This is a genomic window from Delftia sp. WSY_22 (genome assembly GCF_043104185.1).
Lineage (GTDB): Bacteria > Pseudomonadota > Gammaproteobacteria > Burkholderiales > Burkholderiaceae_C > Comamonas > Comamonas tsuruhatensis.
This window is the reverse complement of sequence record NZ_JBICKN010000018.1, coordinates 384,451-401,824: the sequence shown is the minus strand read 5'-3', so window position 1 is coordinate 401,824 and position 17,374 is coordinate 384,451. Positions and strand designations below refer to the sequence as shown.

At 68.2% G+C, this 17,374-nt stretch carries 11 protein-coding genes; 2 read left to right on the top strand and 9 right to left on the bottom strand.

Translation table 11 applies throughout. From position 1 onward, the window contains the following. Positions 1 to 292 precede the first annotated feature (292 nt). Together ACF8NF_RS11645 and ACF8NF_RS11640 are read left to right on the top strand one after the other, a co-directional pair. On the top strand, positions 293 to 3,793 hold the full coding sequence (locus tag ACF8NF_RS11645) for an IPTL-CTERM sorting domain-containing protein (protein ID WP_392450623.1): 3,501 nt from the start codon (positions 293 to 295) through the stop codon (positions 3,791 to 3,793). 129 nt (positions 3,794 to 3,922) lie between these two features. Beyond that, positions 3,923 to 4,402 carry a GNAT family N-acetyltransferase gene (locus tag ACF8NF_RS11640; RefSeq protein ID WP_074931903.1) on the top strand — a complete coding sequence of 160 codons (480 nt, stop codon included), beginning with the start codon at positions 3,923 to 3,925 and terminating at the stop codon, positions 4,400 to 4,402. A 36-nt stretch (positions 4,403 to 4,438) separates the two neighbouring features. On the opposite strand, the gene ACF8NF_RS11635 is transcribed toward ACF8NF_RS11640, so the two are convergent. From ACF8NF_RS11635 to ACF8NF_RS11595, 9 genes are all read right to left on the bottom strand, one after another. Then, on the bottom strand, positions 4,439 to 4,879 hold the full coding sequence (locus tag ACF8NF_RS11635) for a hypothetical protein (RefSeq protein ID WP_043793056.1): 441 nt from the start codon (positions 4,877 to 4,879) through the stop codon (positions 4,439 to 4,441). 205 nt (positions 4,880 to 5,084) lie between these two features. Then, positions 5,085 to 7,070, bottom strand: coding sequence for a HEAT repeat domain-containing protein (locus ACF8NF_RS11630; RefSeq protein WP_392450622.1), 1,986 nt, complete (start codon positions 7,068 to 7,070; stop codon positions 5,085 to 5,087). A gap of 189 nt (positions 7,071 to 7,259) precedes the next feature. Further along, the gene (locus ACF8NF_RS11625; protein WP_016446377.1) at positions 7,260 to 7,667 is read right to left on the bottom strand and encodes a GFA family protein; all 408 of its coding nucleotides are present in this window, start codon (positions 7,665 to 7,667) and stop codon (positions 7,260 to 7,262) included. A gap of 94 nt (positions 7,668 to 7,761) precedes the next feature. Beyond that, complete coding sequence (locus ACF8NF_RS11620; RefSeq protein ID WP_223275358.1) at positions 7,762 to 8,097, bottom strand: hypothetical protein; 336 nt, start codon at positions 8,095 to 8,097, stop codon at positions 7,762 to 7,764. Between the two features lie 198 nt (positions 8,098 to 8,295). After that, positions 8,296 to 9,240, bottom strand: a complete 945-nt coding sequence (locus ACF8NF_RS11615; RefSeq protein WP_016446376.1) for an FHA domain-containing protein — start codon at positions 9,238 to 9,240, stop codon at positions 8,296 to 8,298. Positions 9,241 to 9,359: 119 nt separating this feature from the next. Next, positions 9,360 to 11,570, bottom strand: coding sequence for a TOMM precursor leader peptide-binding protein (locus tag ACF8NF_RS11610; protein ID WP_392450621.1), 2,211 nt, complete (start codon positions 11,568 to 11,570; stop codon positions 9,360 to 9,362). Beyond that, complete coding sequence (locus ACF8NF_RS11605; protein ID WP_392450620.1) at positions 11,527 to 12,393, bottom strand: class I SAM-dependent methyltransferase; 867 nt, start codon at positions 12,391 to 12,393, stop codon at positions 11,527 to 11,529. The genes ACF8NF_RS11610 and ACF8NF_RS11605 overlap by 44 nt, the downstream gene beginning before the upstream one ends. Continuing rightward, the gene (locus ACF8NF_RS11600; RefSeq protein ID WP_016446373.1) at positions 12,368 to 13,153 is read right to left on the bottom strand and encodes a BMA_0021/BMA_0022 family TOMM bacteriocin; all 786 of its coding nucleotides are present in this window, start codon (positions 13,151 to 13,153) and stop codon (positions 12,368 to 12,370) included. Before ACF8NF_RS11600 ends, ACF8NF_RS11605 begins: the two co-directional genes overlap by 26 nt. Before the next feature lie 17 nt (positions 13,154 to 13,170). Continuing rightward, positions 13,171 to 17,259 carry a TOMM system kinase/cyclase fusion protein gene (locus ACF8NF_RS11595; protein ID WP_392450619.1) on the bottom strand — a complete coding sequence of 1,363 codons (4,089 nt, stop codon included), beginning with the start codon at positions 17,257 to 17,259 and terminating at the stop codon, positions 13,171 to 13,173. Positions 17,260 to 17,374: the final 115 nt, after the last annotated feature.

The window sequence follows — 17,374 nt, the reverse complement described above, 5'->3', positions numbered from 1 at the left end:
GAAGCATCAGCCCCGGGACAGGGGGCCGGGGCGGATGATAGCGCGGGAGGGGAGGGGAACGCCCCTTTTTTTGGGGGGGTGAGGCTTGCGAAACGTCCAGTCAAGCGCGGCACGAACGCACAGTCAAGCCGCCAGGGCTGCGCGCCCGCAAGATGGCCGGCAGTGCGCATCCACCCGTGCCACACGCTTGCATCAACATGGCTTTCAGCGCTTGATACACAAGTGCTGAAAGCATTTTTCATGGCCGATCGCGGCTGGGTGGAACACCGCTCCACCCACCCACCCCATCGCCATGAAAACCCTTGCCCTTCGAATTGCCATGCTGCTGCTGACGGCGGCGGCTTCAGTGTCTGCTGGTGCAGTCACGGTATTCGACAACCTGGCAGCCGCCAATGACCCGTGGCTCATCCAGCACAACTCCAGCTACCACACCAAACTGTGGGTGGCCAACCGCATCCCGATTGGCAGCCAGTCGCTGCGCATCACGCAGGTGAAGATGAATCTCACCCAGATCGACCAGTTCGAGCTGCAAGTGTGCGCAACCGACGCCAGCGCCGCCACGCCGTTCGTGGACATGACGGCCTGTGCCCCCTTCACCGCCGACGCGGCCACGCCGGGCATGCGCGTGTTCACGGGCGACCGCATCGTGGCGGCGGGCGACTTTGCCTGGGTGGTGGTGCGCAGCATCGGCCAGACCATGATCCGCCGCCAGATCACCACGGCCACCAACGACGGGCTGACCTGGTATTCAGGCGCGAGCCACAAGCCGGCCTGGGTGGCCGAGCCGCAGACCTCCATCGGGATGACGGTCGAGGCCGGCTCCGTGCAGCTCGATGGCGTGTGCGGCAGTGCCAGCAGCACCACGCCTCGCCGTTATCCGCCAGACGCCTTGCTGTGCAGCGTGGGCACGACCAGCGGCGTGATGGGTGAAACCTACTCCTTCTCCTGGGTGTGCCAGAGCAGCTACGGCGGCAACCCTTCGCCGCAATGCTCCGTGCCTCGCGCCTACCTCGTTACCTCCCAGGCCACGGGCGGCGGCAGCATCGAGGCGGGGCGCGATGTAGCGGCGGGGCAGCAGGCCAGCTTCACGCTCACCACGCCACCGGGCTATACGGTGCAGGTCAGCGGCTGCGGCGGATCGCTTGCGGGCAACACCTACACCACTGCGACCATTACCGGCAATTGCACCATCAGCGCCACCTTCGCCCCGCCGCCCACCAATGGCGCGTGTGGCAGCACTGCGCCTTCGCTCACCTTGCCAACCCTCTTGTGCAGCGCCGGTTCGGCCACCAACCAGTCTGCCGCGTCCGATGCCTTCCGCTGGAATTGCGCGGGCATCAGCGGCGGCACCACGGCCGCTTGCCTGGCACCGCGCCAGTACATGGTGACAGTCAACACGGATGCGGGCATCGCCAGCGCACAGTGCACCCCGAACCCCGTGACCCATGGCTCCAGCGCCACCTGCACGGCCACGGCGCACGACCCTGTCGCCCGCCCCTTCAGCGGTTGGGGCGGCGCCTGCAGCGGCACGGGGGCTTGCCAGCCCGTGGTGCTCGGGGCTACCACCGTCTCTGCCAACACGACGCTCATCACCTACGCCATCACTACCACTGCCACCACGGGCGGGAGCATGTCTTGCACGCCCAATCCCGTGCCCCACGGCCAGGCCGCTGGCTGCACTGCCACGCCGCAAACGGGCTTTCAGTTCACCGGCTGGACGGGCGATTGCGCGGGCACGGGTGCATGCCAGTTCACCAACGTGACCAGCGCGCACAGCGTGGGAGCCACCTTCGCGCCGATTACCTACGCCATCGCCACCCCTGCCGTCACCGGCGGCAGCGTGAACTGCACGGCCAACCCCGTGTCCCATGGGCAAGACACCATCTGCGTCGCCTCGCCCGCGATGGGCTACCACTTCACCCATTGGTCGGGCGATTGCGCGGGCACTGCCAGCGCGTGCATTCTCTACAACGTGACCAGCCCGCGCAGCGTGGGTGCCACATTTGTACTCAACACCTATTCCATCGGCATCGTCCCCGCCCCGGCCAACGGCACAGTCACCTGTACGCCCAACCCCGTCACCCACGGCCAGGATGCAAGCTGCACCGCCACGCCCGATGCGGGCTACCACTTCACCAGTTGGTCGGGCGATTGCACGGGCACGGGTGCATGCCAGTTCACCAGCGTGACCGCGTCGCGCACCGTCTCGGCCACCTTCACGCCCAACACCCACTCCATCGCCACCCCCGCCGCCGTCAACGGCACGGTCACCTGCACGCCCAACCCCGTCACCCACGGCCAGGACGCAAGCTGCACCGCCACGCCCAATGCGGGCTATCACTTCACCAGTTGGTCAGGCGATTGCACGGGCACGGGGGCATGCCAGTTCACCAACGTGACCAGCCCGCGCAGCGTGGGTGCCACTTTCGCGCTGAACACCTACCCCATCAGCATCGCCCCCGCCACCACCAACGGCACGGTCACCTGCACGCCCAACCCCGTGACCCACGGCCAGGACGCAAGCTGCACCGCCATGCCCGATGCGGGCTATCACTTCACCAGTTGGTCGGGCGATTGCGAGGGCACGGGCACCTGCCAGCTCACCAACGTGACCAGCCCGCGCAGCGTGAGTGCCACATTTGTGCTCAACACCTATTCCATCGGCATCGTCCCCGCCCCGGCCAACGGCACGGTCACCTGCACGCCCAACCCCGTCACCCACGGCCAGGGCGCAAGCTGCACCGCCACGCCTGATGTGGGTTACCACTTCACCAGTTGGTCAGGCGATTGCGCGGGGGCGGGTGCATGCCAGCTCACCAACGTGACCAGCCCGCGCAGCGTGAGTGCCACCTTCGCGCTGAACACATACCCCATCAGCATCACCCCCGCCCCGGCCAACGGCACGGTCACCTGCGCGCCCAACCCCGTCACCCACGGCCAGGACGCAAGCTGCACCGCCACGCCCGATGCGGGCTATCACTTCACCAGTTGGTCAGGCGATTGCGCGGGCACGGGAGCATGCCAGCTCACCAACGTGACCAGTCCGCGCAGCGTTTCGGCCACGTTCACCCACGACCCGGTCGATGCGACCTGCGGCTCAGCGGCCAACGGCGCTGTGGCCTTCAAGCCCAGCGCGAATCTGTGCGCCACGGGTACGCCAGGGACCGTGCTATCCGCCGGCGGCCAACACAAATGGCAGTGCAGCGGTGAATATGGCGGCGCAGCGCAGCAGTGCAGCGCACCGTGGCAGGGTGCGGGCGGCAACGGCAATCTGGGGGCGGTGGAGGTGGACAGTGCGAACGGCTGGGAGATCAGCAGCGCCGCCTTTGCCTCCACCTTGCCCGCGCCCTTGCCGTCCCATGTGCGTGCGGTGCACGCGCCGCTGGGCCTGGTGCTGGGGCGTGTCGCTGGCAATGCAGATGCACAGGTGACCGTGCACTTCACCACACCAGTGCCGCAGGGGGCCGTTTATTACAAATACGGCCCCAGCCCCGATGGGCTGGGCTGCACCGGCGCTGCCTGCGCGCAGCCGCACTGGTATGCGCTGCCCGGCGCGCAGTTTGCGCCCGACGGCCTGAGCGTGACCTTCACCCTGGCCGATGGCGGCGTGGGTGACAGCGATTCCGTGCCCAACCAGATCACCGACCCCGGCCTGCCCGTGCTGCTGGCCCCGCAGGCCATCCCCGCGCTCGGCCCCTGGGCGCTGGCGTTGCTTTCGCTGCTGGCAGCGGGTCTGGTGGCGGTGCGTTGCCGAGCGTCGAGCAGTGGTTGCGCACCGCCGATCAGAAAGTGAAGCCTTGGCTTGCAGCGGCAGCAACCCCGCACTGTGGACTGCTGCCCCTTGGTTGACGCTCAGATAGACGGTCGGCAACCACCGTTTTGGTAGGCTTTGAATTTGATGGATAGACAACCAGATACAGGCATGAATTTGAAATTTAAGCGGCTCACTGAAGTTGATCCGGCTCACATTGTTTCGCTGAACAACAATCCAGATGTGCTGCGACAAATGCCGCTTGGAAGTGCGAATTTCGACCTGGCGAAAGCAAATGAATGGGCTCGGCAAAAGGATGCCCAGTGGCAGCAATACGGCTATGGGCCATGGGCGTTTGAAATTGATCAGCAATTTGCCGGCTGGGGCGGTTTGCAGTACGAGGAAGGTGATGCCGACCTCGCTTTGGTGCTTCACCCCAAATTCTGGGGAAGTGGCAAAGCCATCTATCAAGAGATAGTGAAACGTGCATTCACTGGCTTGGGGCTGAGCTCCATCACGATTTTGCTGCCACCTTCAAGAACCAGAATAAAAGGGATTCTCAAGCTGGGATTTCGGCCAGATGGCGCACTGGATATCGAGGGGACTCGCTTTTTGCGCTATCGCCTGCATGCACCCGGCAAACCCGCTTGACCAGATCTTTGAGCAGCGCGTCTTGATCCCGCGCGCTCATACCTTGGCGAGGAAGGCCGCTGCATCACCCGCTTCACACTTCCAGTCTGCGAAGACCCCAACCAGATTGCACTCCACGCAGCGGCAAGCGATGTAGTACCAGCGCACGTCGTGTGTGCCTTCGTACACGGAGACGCCGGACATCAGTTCGAACGTCTCGTTCTCGCACACGCACTCGTGTGCCTCAGGGGTGGCCTCTTCAACATGTTCCGCGCTGTCGCCCATCAGGTGTTCCTGCCCGCAGTCGGTGCAGGTGCGGATGGCCACGCCGGCTTCTTCATCCGTCTGCAGCGCAAAAGTCCGGCAGCCGCAATCGCATTTGGACGAGGCAAACCGGACGGCCTCATGGCGATTCGCAACGCTGTAGCTGCGCAGCTCGGCTTGGGTGTCGCCGGACGTTGTCCCGTACCAGAACTCGCCCTTTTTCGTCAGTGCCATTGATACTGTTCCCTTCTTCAAGTTCGGCTTCCCGGCAGACCTGACGCCAAGCTTTCCCGATCGTCTGGATTTTGCCTGAAGGCACGGTGAATCTTCGTCAAGGGGCCGGGCAGCTCTCAGCCTCAAGCAGCCGCACCAAATGCCGGCTCTACAGCGATGGCAGATCCTGACCGGGCGCACCGCAATCCGTGCGGGGATGTGCGTGTCAGCGTTCCCTGCGCAGCTGTCTGGCACTGGCCAACAGGAATGCGCGCGTGCCCGGCGCGCCCAGCCCATCGAGTACGCCACCATCTTGCGCGCCCATGGCCAGCCAGGCTTGCATTGCGGCCTGCGCCACCTCCAGATGAAACTCTTTCAGCAGCAGGCGGACAAGCGGTGCCCCTGCCGCAGGGTCCGCGATCTGCCCCAGCGCCATGGCTGCTGCCTGGCGGCGGCGCGCGTTGGGGCTGCTCAGTTGATCGATCAGTGCAGGCACAACCGCCTGGTCGCCCAGACTGCCCAGACGGCCCAAGGCTTCCAATATCTCTTCGGTGGCGAGGTCGGCCTGCAGCGCCCGTATCAGGTCGGGAATCGCCTCGCGCGTGGCTGCCTTCGCCAGCGTTTCGGTGATCAGCCGGGCATCAGCCGGCGATTCGGCTTGCAGCAATGCCGCAGCCAGCGCCGCGCTGGCCTCGGCGCTGGGCGTGGCTGACAGCGACAGAATGGCGGCGTCCCGCAACGGGTTGCGGCGGACCATCAGAGGCGCCAGCAAACCGGCCCCCTGGGGGTCGCGGAATTCGGCAAGCGCCATCACGTAGCGGTATCGCAAGCTGTCGCCGGCTGCCTGGGCTGCAGCGATCAGCGCAGGCAATACGTCAGCCCCTTGCGCTGCCAGCGCTTTGCAGACGTGGTGGACGTATTCGTTGCGGATGCCGGGTATCAGCCCCAGGAGCAGGGCCTGCACCTGGGGGCCGCGAAGATTCTGGCAGGCGTACGCCACGGCGCTGGCATTCCAGTGGTGGGGGTCGTCCGCCAATGCCTTCGCGAAGCCTTCGAAACCCTCTGCTGAGCCCATCAAGGCCAGCGCTTCGGCCACGCCCACGGCGTCGCCGCCGCACAGCTGGGGCAGCATGGCGCGCAGATGCTGGGCCGCTTCCTGGGGCGCGGTGCGCGCCAGCTGCAGCGCGGCGGCTCGGCGTACCTGCAGCGACGCCGTGCGCAACCCTGCGCGGGGCCACTGCGACTCGCCGGGCCCTTGCAGCTGGGCCAACACCTCGGCCAGCTCGTCGGCATCGCGCGGTGTCCTTGCCTGCTCCAGCGCGGCCATCAGTTCAGGCACGGCTTCCTGCGCCTTCAGCGGGCCCAGCGCCGGTGCTGCAACGGTCACTCCGGCACGCAGCAGTGGCGCGATCGCACGCGCGTCGCCCAACTCGCCAAGCACCTTGACCAATGCCGTCCTCAGCTCCCGCGGCATCCCGCGGCGCGGGTGTTCAAGCGTCTCGATCAGCGGGACCACGGCTGCCGTATCGCCCAGGCGCCCCAGTGCGCTGATGCAGGTCCCGCGGACTCTGGCGTCCGCATCGTGGAGTCCTTCCATCAGCAGGTCCAGGCAGGCGTGTGTGGATTTCTGGACCACCGCGCTGCACAGCGTGTTGATCACCTCGCCAAAGTCTTTCTTTTTGTCGGTCTCCTCACGCCGCAGCGTGCGGATGGCCTCCAGCAGGTCGGCGATCCAGTGTTCGTCGGCGTGGCTGTGAATGGATGTCGCCGCATACTCGCGCACCGCTGCGCTGCGGTGGCCCAAGGCCTTGAACAAAGGCGCCCGGGCCTGTGGCGAGGAGATACGGCCCAGGTACATGCAGCCCGAGCAGGCTTCGTCAACGCTCTTGGACTTGGCCATGCGCAGGTACAGGGGCAGTGCCTCATTGGAGGGACGGATCAACAAGGCCTGCCTGGCCGCGTCAGCCACCTTTGCGTCTTCGTCCAGCGTCGCGCTCACCAGGAGCGCGGGAGCGCGGTCCGCCAGCTCCAGCAGTGCATTTCGGGCCAGGGGCAGCTGATTTGCCGGTGCGGACCTCATGAATGTCGTGATGGCCTCGAAAGCCACTGCGGGGGCAGCGCAGGACAGCGCTTGCAGCGCCAAGAACACATCGACGTTTTTTGTGGAGCTCTGCAGCTGCTCTGCGAGTGCCTGGCTTGGGTTGTCGTTCATAAGTACTGGAAGGGCCGGTCCGGATTGCCCTGGTTCTGCTTGTCCGAGAAGACCACCAGCACAGGCTCGTCTGGCGCGCCCTGCATCATAGGTGCCGCCCCAGGGCCGCCACTGGACAAGTCGTCCACCGGTCGACCGGCCGGGCAGGCCTTGGCATCCGGCCGCTTTTGGCCGACCCCATCCGCCCGATCACCTTGTCCCACCATCCACCCACGCCATCCCCGCCCCCCGGTTCACATGCCGCTGCCTGCCCACGACAAACTCCGAATCCAGCGTGGCCAGTGCGACGGAGATCCATGCGCCTTCTTCGTAATGCTGGCTGTGCCATGACAGCGATGAGCCGCATTGCTGGCAAAAGCAGCGCGTGATGCCGGGCGATGAGGCAAAGGAGCGCAATTGCTCCTGGCCCCGGGTGAAGACAAGGTCCTTTGCCGGCACGCTACCGTAGGTGGCGAATGCGGCACCGTGGGCCTTCTGGCAGATGCGGCAGTGGCAGTGCGAGACGGCCTGGGGCGTGGAGCGCAGTGCATAGGCGATGGCGCCGCACAGGCAGCTGCCGGTCAGGGCAAGAGGGGGGCTATCCGGGGCGTTGCTCATGGTCGGGCGGGCACGAAAAAAGGCGCATGCCATTGTGCATGCGCCCCAATGCCGCGACAGGGATGCGCGGCAACCCCAGGAGTCATCCGTTTCGTCAGTCGCCGATGACCTGCAGCCCGCTGCCGTCCCCATGCGCCTGCAGGCACATTCTTCCGAGGTCGTTGAGAAAGCGCAGCACCGGCATCTCGCCCACGCAGGCGGGGATGGCGGCCATGATGTCGTTGTGCAGTTCCAGCAGCTGGTCCGAGGCCACGAACATGGCGGCGGATTCGCCGTAGTAGTGCCGCCAGAAGTCCTGCAGCAGGCCGTGGCGGGCCTTGCCGACGACCAGGGGATAGCCGTTTTCCCAGACCTGTGCGTCCATGGAAAGGCTGGCCAGGCCAGGGTCAACGGGCCGCGCGCTGGCGGGGATCAACAGTACACGTCGCATGTCCATGCTCATTTGCGGTTTCCAGGTGCGCCAGTGGACTCGGGCAACCCGGTCCGGGAGGAGGGTGAGAGGTCCTTGCCGCAGGCGGCAGGAACCGGTTCCCACTTTATTGACGTGTGCACAACAAGAAAATTACAGCTGATTACATACGGCGAGCGATGCGCCGTGTGCCTGCCGTTCTCCGTTGCAGTTCGCCGTTCAGGCGCTGCGCGCGCCGCCCTCGATCTCGAACGCAAAGTCCCCGAAGCGCAGGCTGCCGCGCCGCCGCTCCACCAGGGCCGGCAAGGCCGCGCATTCGGGCAGGGCGCTGAGGATCTGGTGCTTGGCGCGGAAGATCTGGATGTTCACGTACGACGAATCCACGCCCAGCATGCGCGAGAGCGCATCGAGCTCTATCCAGCCCTGGCTTGCGGGGGCCAGGCCCTTGTGGGCGTCCTGCTGGCGCACGCGGGCCAGGGTGACCAGGGTGTAGTGGTGTATGCGTTCACCCAGCGCGATGGGCTTGCCGTCGCTCATGACGGTCAGGCTGGCGTGCTCCTCGTTCTGGCTGACGTGGAAGCGAAAGGACACGTCCGGCGGCTTGGGCGCATGCGGGTCGAAGCTGCTTTCCCGCGTGGATTCCAGGTCGTCGCATTGCACGAATTCCCAGCTGCCTGCGGAGGTGTGGACCATGGCGCCGTCCACCAGGGGCTCGGTGCCGTCGCCGGACTCCAGCAGCCAGCGGCCGTCTTCGAAGAAGACGTTGGCTTCGGGCTCCTGGGCGTCGGGCAGCAGGGTGCCGCGCGGGTTCAGGGCCAGGGGGGCGTCCTGGGGCAGGCCCGGGCCGGGGCTCAGGCAGGTGACGGGCGGCCCCAGGTCTTGCACGGTCCAGGCCGCTTCTGCGCCTTCGCCCATGCTGAGCCTGGCGCCCACGGTCAGTACGGTCCAGCGGCCGGCGACCAGGCGCACGCCGTTGAGCATGGTGCCGTTGCGGCTCTGGTCCACGATTTCCCAGGTCTGCCGGTTCCAGCGGAACAGGGCGTGGACCTGGGAGACGTCGGGCGCCTTCATGACGGTCTGGCAGACCGAGGGGTGGCGGCCGAAGGTATGCAGGGGCCGCAGCACGACGATGCTGCCGTCGAGTTGGTTACGAAAGAGGGCCATCGCCTCGAATTCTCCTTGGGGCTTGTGTGAACAGGGGGTGGGCTGGGGGCGCATTGGCCCGGAGCCGGCAGCCTGTTGCCAAGCCGAGAGAGTACATGCCCGCTGCGCGTTTCAGTTTGTCAAACGTACAGCGCCTGCGGATTGAACTCGGATTCCTGCAGCGGCCGGCTGCGCCAGCCCAGGGCCACGGGCACGTCGCGCAGCCGTGGATTGCCCAGTTCCGGCCAGATATGGCACAGGCCCGGAACCACGACCTTGACGGTGTACAGAGGGATGTCGGGGCGCGAGTGGTCGTAGACGATGGTTTCCAGGCCCAGGCCCCGTGCGATGTCCACGCAGTGCGCAATGGCCCGGGCAACGTCCGGCGGCGCGGTGTCCGCCTGCTGCGCAGGCTGTTGCGGCGGCGCATCGGTGCCGTCCAGCGGATGCAGAAAGGCCTGCACCTGCTGCGGCACGGCAAAGCCCTTGCCCGCCGCGATCAGCTGGCTGATTTCGGTGAGGGCGCGTTCGCAGGCCAGGGCGCGGTCCAGGCTGCAGCCAAAGCCCACGGCCCAATGGCCGGTATCCGCGTGGCGGCCCACGCAGACCACGACCGGTATGCCGAAGTCATGGGTGATGTCCAGCAGCCAGTACGACCATTGCGGGCCGCAGCTGCGCGCCAGGCGCTGGCGCGTGGCTGCGGCGATGCCGTCCAGCGCGATGGCGGGCCTGCGGATCTGGCCGTACCACCAGATGGCCGCGGCGTCGCGCTCCACCAGTTCCATGAAGCCTTGGAGGATGGCTTCTTCCCGCGTGTTGCCGGCCGCGCAGCCGTTGGAGGTCCAGCCCACATGGTGCTGGCTTTGCGCGGGCGCATGGGCCAGGCAAAAGCCCAGCGGCAGGTAGCGGCGCGCATCGGCGGTCAGGGACCAGGCGGGCGCCCACCACAGGGGTTCGCCCTGGCCGGCGCCGGGGGCCACGGCATGCGGCGGCCTGTCGGTGGCAAAGCGGGCGGTCTGCCGGTCGCTGAAGCGGGCCAGCGCTGTGGGAGGAATGCAGGGCGCATCCAGCTGCGCGGCGGGGGCGACGACCACGGCTTCATCGCCCTGGTGGAAGGCGGCGTAGCGCTCCACGGCTTCGCACATGGCGCTGGCGCGGGCCTGCATGGCCGACAGGCCCTTGCCCAGGCACAGCTGTGTCGGGGGGGCTGCCAGGAAGCCGCTGCCAGGCGCGGGCGTTCTGAAGATTTCGCTGCGGTAGACGGTGAGCGCTTCGTCGGTCTCGGCCGTCAGCGGCGTGACCCGGGCAATCACGCCGGTCAGCGGGCTGACGTGCCGGGACAGGCGCTGCACCGTGGTCTCGGCCGGCACGCTGCGCCAGCCGCCGTCGGCGCGCGCGGCATGCGTGCCGGGAACTGGCGCAATGGGTTCGCGTTGGCGCAGTGCCATCAGCCCCGGTGTGCCGCAGTTCGGGCATTGCGGGCGGGCGGCCACGGGGTGGGCCTGGGGGGGCTCCAGCGTCCACACGGTTTGCGCCGCATCGGTGTGCGCCAGCAGGCGCTGCACCGTGGGCAGCAGGGCCTGCAGCCGCGTGGCGATGAGGTCGGCGCCGGCGCGCACGGGCGGGCAGCGGCCGCTGTCGTGCGGCGGGCCGCCTTGCGCGGCGCGTGCGGGATGGTTGCGTTGCCAGCGGTGCGCCAGGCAATGCCAGCAGGCCGATGCGGTGCCGGCATGGGGCGTGAACAAGGGCCCGGCCATGGCCTGCTCGCCCGCGGGCCGGACCAGCAGCCAGGGCCGGCCTGCGGCACGCTGGCCGGCGTCGATGGCGCCCAGGCGCGGGTCCAGGTAGTCGTCGCAGAAAACGATGGTGAGCGGGGCGGGGGCGGGTGACTGCGTGGCCACGGCCGCAGCCCAGTGGCAGGCGGCTGTGCTGTCCAGCGCTGCAGTCAGCAGGACGATGTCGATCTGCTCCGATGCCTGCAGGCGCACGGGCGGGGCCGAGAAATCCGGTTGCAGATAACCGTGGCCGTTCAAGCCGCTGTGCAGCACCGGCTGGACCAGGCCCTGGCGCAGCAGGGCGCCCAGGGCGTGCAGCATCTGCGCAAGCGGTGCATCGGGCGCTGTGGCGCAGTGCTGCATGAGGCTGGTGCCGGCCTGCAGCGGGGCGTTGAGCGCCAGCACGGCGGCGGAGCCCAGGGCCAGGGTGTCGCGTTCGCTGGTCAGCAAAAGGCGGTCGCCCTGCTGCACGGGGGACAGGAATTTCTCGTGCCAGCGGAAGGCGTCGGCAAACAGGTCCGGGGCCGCAGGCTCAGGCAAGGGACGGGGCTCCCAGTTCAAGGCGGACGACGGCATACGGATGCTGGCCGGTGGTGGCGTGGAAGGCGGTCTCGAACAGCTGGTGCTGCTGCGAGAACCGGGCATACAGGTGCTCCTGCAGGCTGATGCGGATGGCGGGGTGGATGCGCTCCATCTGGGCGCCGTCCGCAAAGCCGGAGACGACGGGCAGCCGCATGCCGCCCACTTGCATGGGCAGCCGTGCAAGGGCCGGGTGCACATGGTCGAGCACCACGGTACACGGCGGGCTGCCGGGCGCGGCAAAACGCTGGGCCAGCTGCTGCAGCATGGCCTCCAGCGGCGCCCGGGGAAGGTAGGGGCAGACGCCTTCGAGCAGCACCAGAACGGGCTGGTTGCCGGGCAGGGCGGCGGCGTCCAGCCAGGAGGTGTCGAGGATGGAGCAGGCAAGGCGGGTTTCGTCGCCGTCCATGTATTGATCGCGCAGCGCAATGGCGTCGGGCAGGTCCACGTTCAGCCAGCGTGCGGTGCCGGCCAGGGCCGCCAGGCGGCTGCGCCGCGTGCACAGGCCCGCGCCCAGCGCAATGCACAGGCCGGACGGATGCGCGCTCAGGAATTGCGTGGTGAGCCGGTCGAACAGCTGCGTGCGCAGCACCACGCTGCGCACAAAGGCGGGGTCGGCGGCGTGCGCCTCGCTGGCCTGGGGCAGCGCCGCCGCGATGCGGCACGCCTCGGGGTCGGCAAAGGGCGGCAGGTCGTGCAGCTCCGGGGGAGCTGCCGCACCTGCAGCGCGGGCACGTGCCGCCAGCGTCAGCAGCAAGGTGGCCGTGGCCCCTTGCAGCTGCGCCGGTGCCGTATCAGCAGGTGAAGGGATAGGCGTCACCGGTGTTGTTGTAGGAGGTGAGGGCGATGGCCCACAGGTCCTGCTCGGCGGGTGCCACCGGGTAGTTCAGCACGATGCCGTTCTTGATGGCCGTGCCGTCTGCGCGCTGCAGGTTCCATTCGCCGCGCGCGGCGTCCCAGGTGAAGGCCTGTTCGGTCTCGAAGCGGACCTGGAAGTTGAACGGGTTGTTGTAGCCCAGCCATTGGCTCAGCACGGGGGCCTTGTCCTTGCCGTCGTCGCGCGTCAGCTCCGCGTGGAACTCGGGCGACTGCCAGGCCAGGGCGATGGCGCGCAGCACCACGCCGCCGAAGGCCAGCAGCGAGTCGGGGCCGCCGCCGGGGATGCCCAGGCCCGTGGGCAGGGCAGCCCTGAGCATGCCGTTGTTCGGCTCCTCGAACGAGGTGCTCACGCCCATGAAGTTGGGGAACAGCTGGTAGTAGGCGGCCAGGGCCTCGGAGGCATGGGTCTGGGGCGCCTGGGGCAGGACGATGACGAATTCATCGTCGGGACCGATCCAGCCGGCCGTGAGCACGGGCTTCCATTCGGCCCGCTGGGTGGGGTCGTCGCTCAGGCGCAGCGACACATCGACCTGGGGCCACTGGGTCGGCAGGTTGAAGTCGCGGTGCAGCATGGGCTGGATGTCGCGCTGCCCCAGCAGGTCACGGCGGTAGGCGTCATCCTGCCAGGAGCGGGCGATGGCCCGCAGGTAGGCAAGGCGGAATGCGAGCAACGGTTCAGTATTCTGCAGCTGGGTGGTCATGTGACTTCATCCTCGGTTCAAGAAAAATGCGCCTGGCCGGGCAGGGGCCCGGACAGGTGCACGGACAGTTCAGGCCGCAGCGCGGCCAGCTCACTCAGGCGCGCGGCCACGTCAGGCCTGGCGGGTGCCAGGGCCTGCGACAGGGCCAGTGCCTCGGTTTCGGTGCGGTACTTGCCGGCAGTGCGCGCAGTCCCGGCCGCCTGGGCCAGGCTGTCCTGCACGGCCGCGTGGTCGGCGCCCATGGCCAGCAGGAAGCGGGCCTTCTTCAGGTGCAGCTCGCTGCTGTGCAGCCGCTCGTCCAGCACGTCGGCCAGGCGCAGGCATTCGTCGATCTTGTCCAGGGCCTCGGTCCAGCGCCCGCTGGCCGCCAGCATTTCGGCGACGAAGGAGCGGTAGTAGGTCTGGCAGTAGCGGCAGCCCATGTCCCAGAGCACCTGCGCCGTTGCGCTGGCGCGCGCTATGCCTTCGCTGTCTTCGCTTGCCGTGCCCTCGCCCAGGGCCCAGCAGCGGATGATGTCCGCATAGCCCGAGAACGCTGGCAGGCCGTAGCGGGCCGTGATGTCCAGCAGCTCGCCCGTGGTGGCCAGCGCGCTGGCCCGGTCGCCGCGCGCCTGGTGGACCAGGCCCTGGTAGAGCAGGGCCATGCTCAGCGAGGGAATGTGCGAGACCTCGTGCGCCAGGCGCACGGCGTCGGCCGCATCGGCCAGCGCGGCCTGCCCGAAGCCGGCGAACCAGCGCACCAGGGCGCGCCCGCAGGTGGCCCAGACACGGGTGTCGAAGCCGAACTCGGCCGCATGGTGGGCATGGGCCACGGGGTCGTAGCGGGTGATGGCGTCGGTCAGCGCTTCTTCGGCCTGCTCGAATCGGCCGTCGGAGTAGTGGGCCAGTCCCAGGTAGGTCTGGGCGGCCACCAGCACGCCCGTGTCCTGCTGGCGCACGGCCTGCTCCAGCAGCCGGTGGCTGAGCTGGCGCACTTCCTCGCGGTTGCTGGCCACGTGGTGGTAGGTGATCAGCATCCACAGGTGCTGCACCTGCTTGTAGTCGGCCACGGCGTTGGCGCCCGGGCCGGCCAGCAGCTCCTGCGACAGCGCGATGCTTTCCACCACCTGGGCATGGGCCCAGCCGTGCTTGTTCATCAGCGCCTGGGTCACGTAGCTGTTGACGTCCAGCCGCGCCTCGCGCTGGGCCACGCCCTGGAGCTGTTGCAGCCAGTCGTCGATATGGCGCGCGTAGGCAATGGTTTCATCGTTGAGCGAGCGCAGCTGGGTGATGCGCAACTGCCGCACGGCCAGGGCCACGGCCTGGGCGTGGTCGCCGGCGTCCGCCCAGTGCTGGGCCACGCCTGCGGGTTCCGCCGCAACGCGCTGCGGCTGGTGCTGCATCAGGGCCAGGGCCACGTCGCGGTGCAGCAGCCGGCGCTGCGATACCAGCATGCATTCGTAGGCCGTGTCCCTGATCAGCGCGTGGCGGAACATGTAGGCGCCCGGGCCCGCGCGTTCGTCGGCAATCACCAGGCCGGCCTGGCCCAGGGCGGCCAGTTCCTGCCCGACTTCGCCCTGCGGGCGTTCCAGGCAGGCGCACAGCAGGTCGAAGTCGAAGTGCCGGCCCATGGTGGCGGCCAGCTGCAGCAGGGGCTTGAGCGGGCCGATGCGGTCAAAGCGGCTGACCAGCGAGTCGCGCAGCGTGAGCGGAATGGCGGCCGGCAGCTCGGCATGGCGAAAGTCCCAGACGCCGTCTTCCTCCACCAGGTGGGCATCCAGCAGCATGCGCGCCATTTCCTGGATGAACAGCGGCACGCCGTCCGTGCGTTCCACCACGTGGCGGATCACGGCAGGGCTGAGCCGGCGCGGTGCCAGCGTCTGGCGGGCCAGTTCGGTGGCCTGGGCGTCTTCCAGGCGCCGCACGTCCACGCAGTCGGCCTGCAGGCCCTCGGGCGGTTGCCACTGCGGACGTGCCGTGAGCACCAGCAGCACGCGCCGCCCGGGCAGGCGCGCTACCAGTTGCTCCAGCAGTTCGATGCTGGTGGGGTCGGCCCAGTGCACGTCCTCGACGACCAGCAGCAGGGGCTCGGCTTCGGACATGTGCAGCAGCCATTGCGCGGTGGACTGCAGCAGCAGCGCCCTTTGCATGACGGCCGAGATGCGGCTGGGCTCGCAGTCGCCCAGGGGCAGCGAGAGCCAGGCGCACAGAATGGGCAGGGCGGCCTCGGCATCGCAGCCTGCGGCGCGCAGGGCTTCGCGCATCTGTTCGCGGTGGTCCTGCGGGGGATCTGCCGCCTCCAGCCGCTGCCGTATCAGGCCCAGGAAAGGGGTCAGCGCGGTGTTGCGGTGCTCGGGCTGGCATTGCAGCACCACGGTGTTCGCGCCCTGTGTCCTGGCGTGGACGAGCAGCATGTCGGCCAGGCAGGATTTGCCGATGCCCGGCTCGCCGCGAATCCACAGCGCATTGCCCCCGGCTTCGCGGGCCCGCGCCCATGCGTCGTGCAGGCGTTGCAGTTCGGGTTCGCGGCCTATGCACTGCAAGGCCGCATCGGACACAGGTCCCTGCAGTAGCTCGGCTGGCTGCTCCAGCTCCAGGCGATAGGTCTGCATGCCCGCAGGCTGGCCGGGCAGGCGCAGGCTGCCGGCCTTCTCGAAGCGCGCATGGCGCGACAGCAGGCGGTGGCTGCTTTCGCTGGCCAGCAGGGTGCCCGCATCGGCGATGGCCTCCAGCCGCATGGCCACGTTGACGGCATGGCCCGAGGGTGCTTCGCCGCCGACCACCACGGCCATGCCGGTGTGCAGGCCCATGCGGATTCCGAGGTGCAGTCCGTGGACCTGCTCGATGGCAGCCGCGCGGCTGCGGCTGAGCGTCAGCAGCTCCTGCGCCGTCATGCCGGCCTGGCGGGCATCGGTGTCGCTGGTGTGCGGGTAGCCGAAGAGCACCAGCATGCGGTCGCCCAGCGTGCCCGCCAGCATGCCGCCGCGCCGGGTGGCAACGTCGGAGAACAGCGTGAGTTCCTCGCGCTGCAGCAGTTCGATGTCCTCGATGTTCAGCCCCTGCGAGGGCTGGCCTGCGGTGCGTGCCGCGCTGTCCATGCCGTGGATGTCGCTGCCCGGCCACAGGGAGACGCTGCAGCACAGCACGGTGAGCTGGCGCACTTCGGAGAACACGCGTGTGGTGGCCACGGTGCGTGTCAGGTCCGCCTGCTGCACCTGGGCGGCGGCGGGCAACTGGCCCACCAGATCGTCCAGCCGCACGCGCATGAGGTCCCTGAGCAGGGCCGCCGCCGAGTCGCTGCGCTCCGCGGGCCGCTTCTTGAGCGCCTTGCGCAGCAAGGTGGCGATGGGGTGGGTGGAGATGGCCGGCGGCAGCTGCACTTCCTGCGGGCTGAGCTGGCGGTGCACGATCTCGGCCACCGAGGCGCCCTGCACGGCGGGCGTGCCCGTCAGGCATTCGAGGAACATCAGCCCCCAGGCATACAGGTCGGTGCGTGCGCTGGGCGGCTCGCCGCGCAGCTGCTCGGGCGCGCTGTAGGCGGGCGTGCCCAGGCACTCGTCGCCCATGGTGAGCTGCGAGACCTGCGGGCCGGCAAACTGCGGGATCACGGTGCCAATGCCGAAGTCCAGCACCATGGCGTGGCGCACCGCGCCCGTGGAGGTGACCATCACGTTGTCGGGCTTGAGGTCGCGGTGCACGATGCCGGCGGCATGCGCGCAGTCCAGCGCATCGAGCACCTCGGCCATGAGGCGGCCGGCCTCGGCGGCAGTCAGCACGCCCTGGCGGCGGATCAGGCTCTTGAGGGTCTCGCCGGGCACATATTCGAAGACGCCGTAGACGCAGTCGCCTTGCTCGCCCTTGTCCAGCAACTGGACGATGTGCGGATGGTGCAGGGACGCGCACAGCATGGTCTCGCGGTGGAAGCGCTCCACCTGGCGGCCGCCTTCCTGCAGCCTGACGACCTTGATGGCCACCGATGCACCCGTGCGCCGGTGTCGCGCACGGTAGACGGTGCCGTAGCCACCCGATCCCAAGGTTTCCAGCAGTTCGTAATCGGGTATTTCCAGGGGGGCTGGCGCCACCGGGGTCACCGCAGCTTGCGTGGGGTTGGTGATGGCATCGTGCATTTCAGCCTCGGTTGGGTATCCTCCTGGAGGGTATCCAGTCGTCCATTTGTCATACGGCAGACCGTGCTTTTGATACCGTTCGTTACTATAGCGTACGTCCGAATGCAATTGCCTG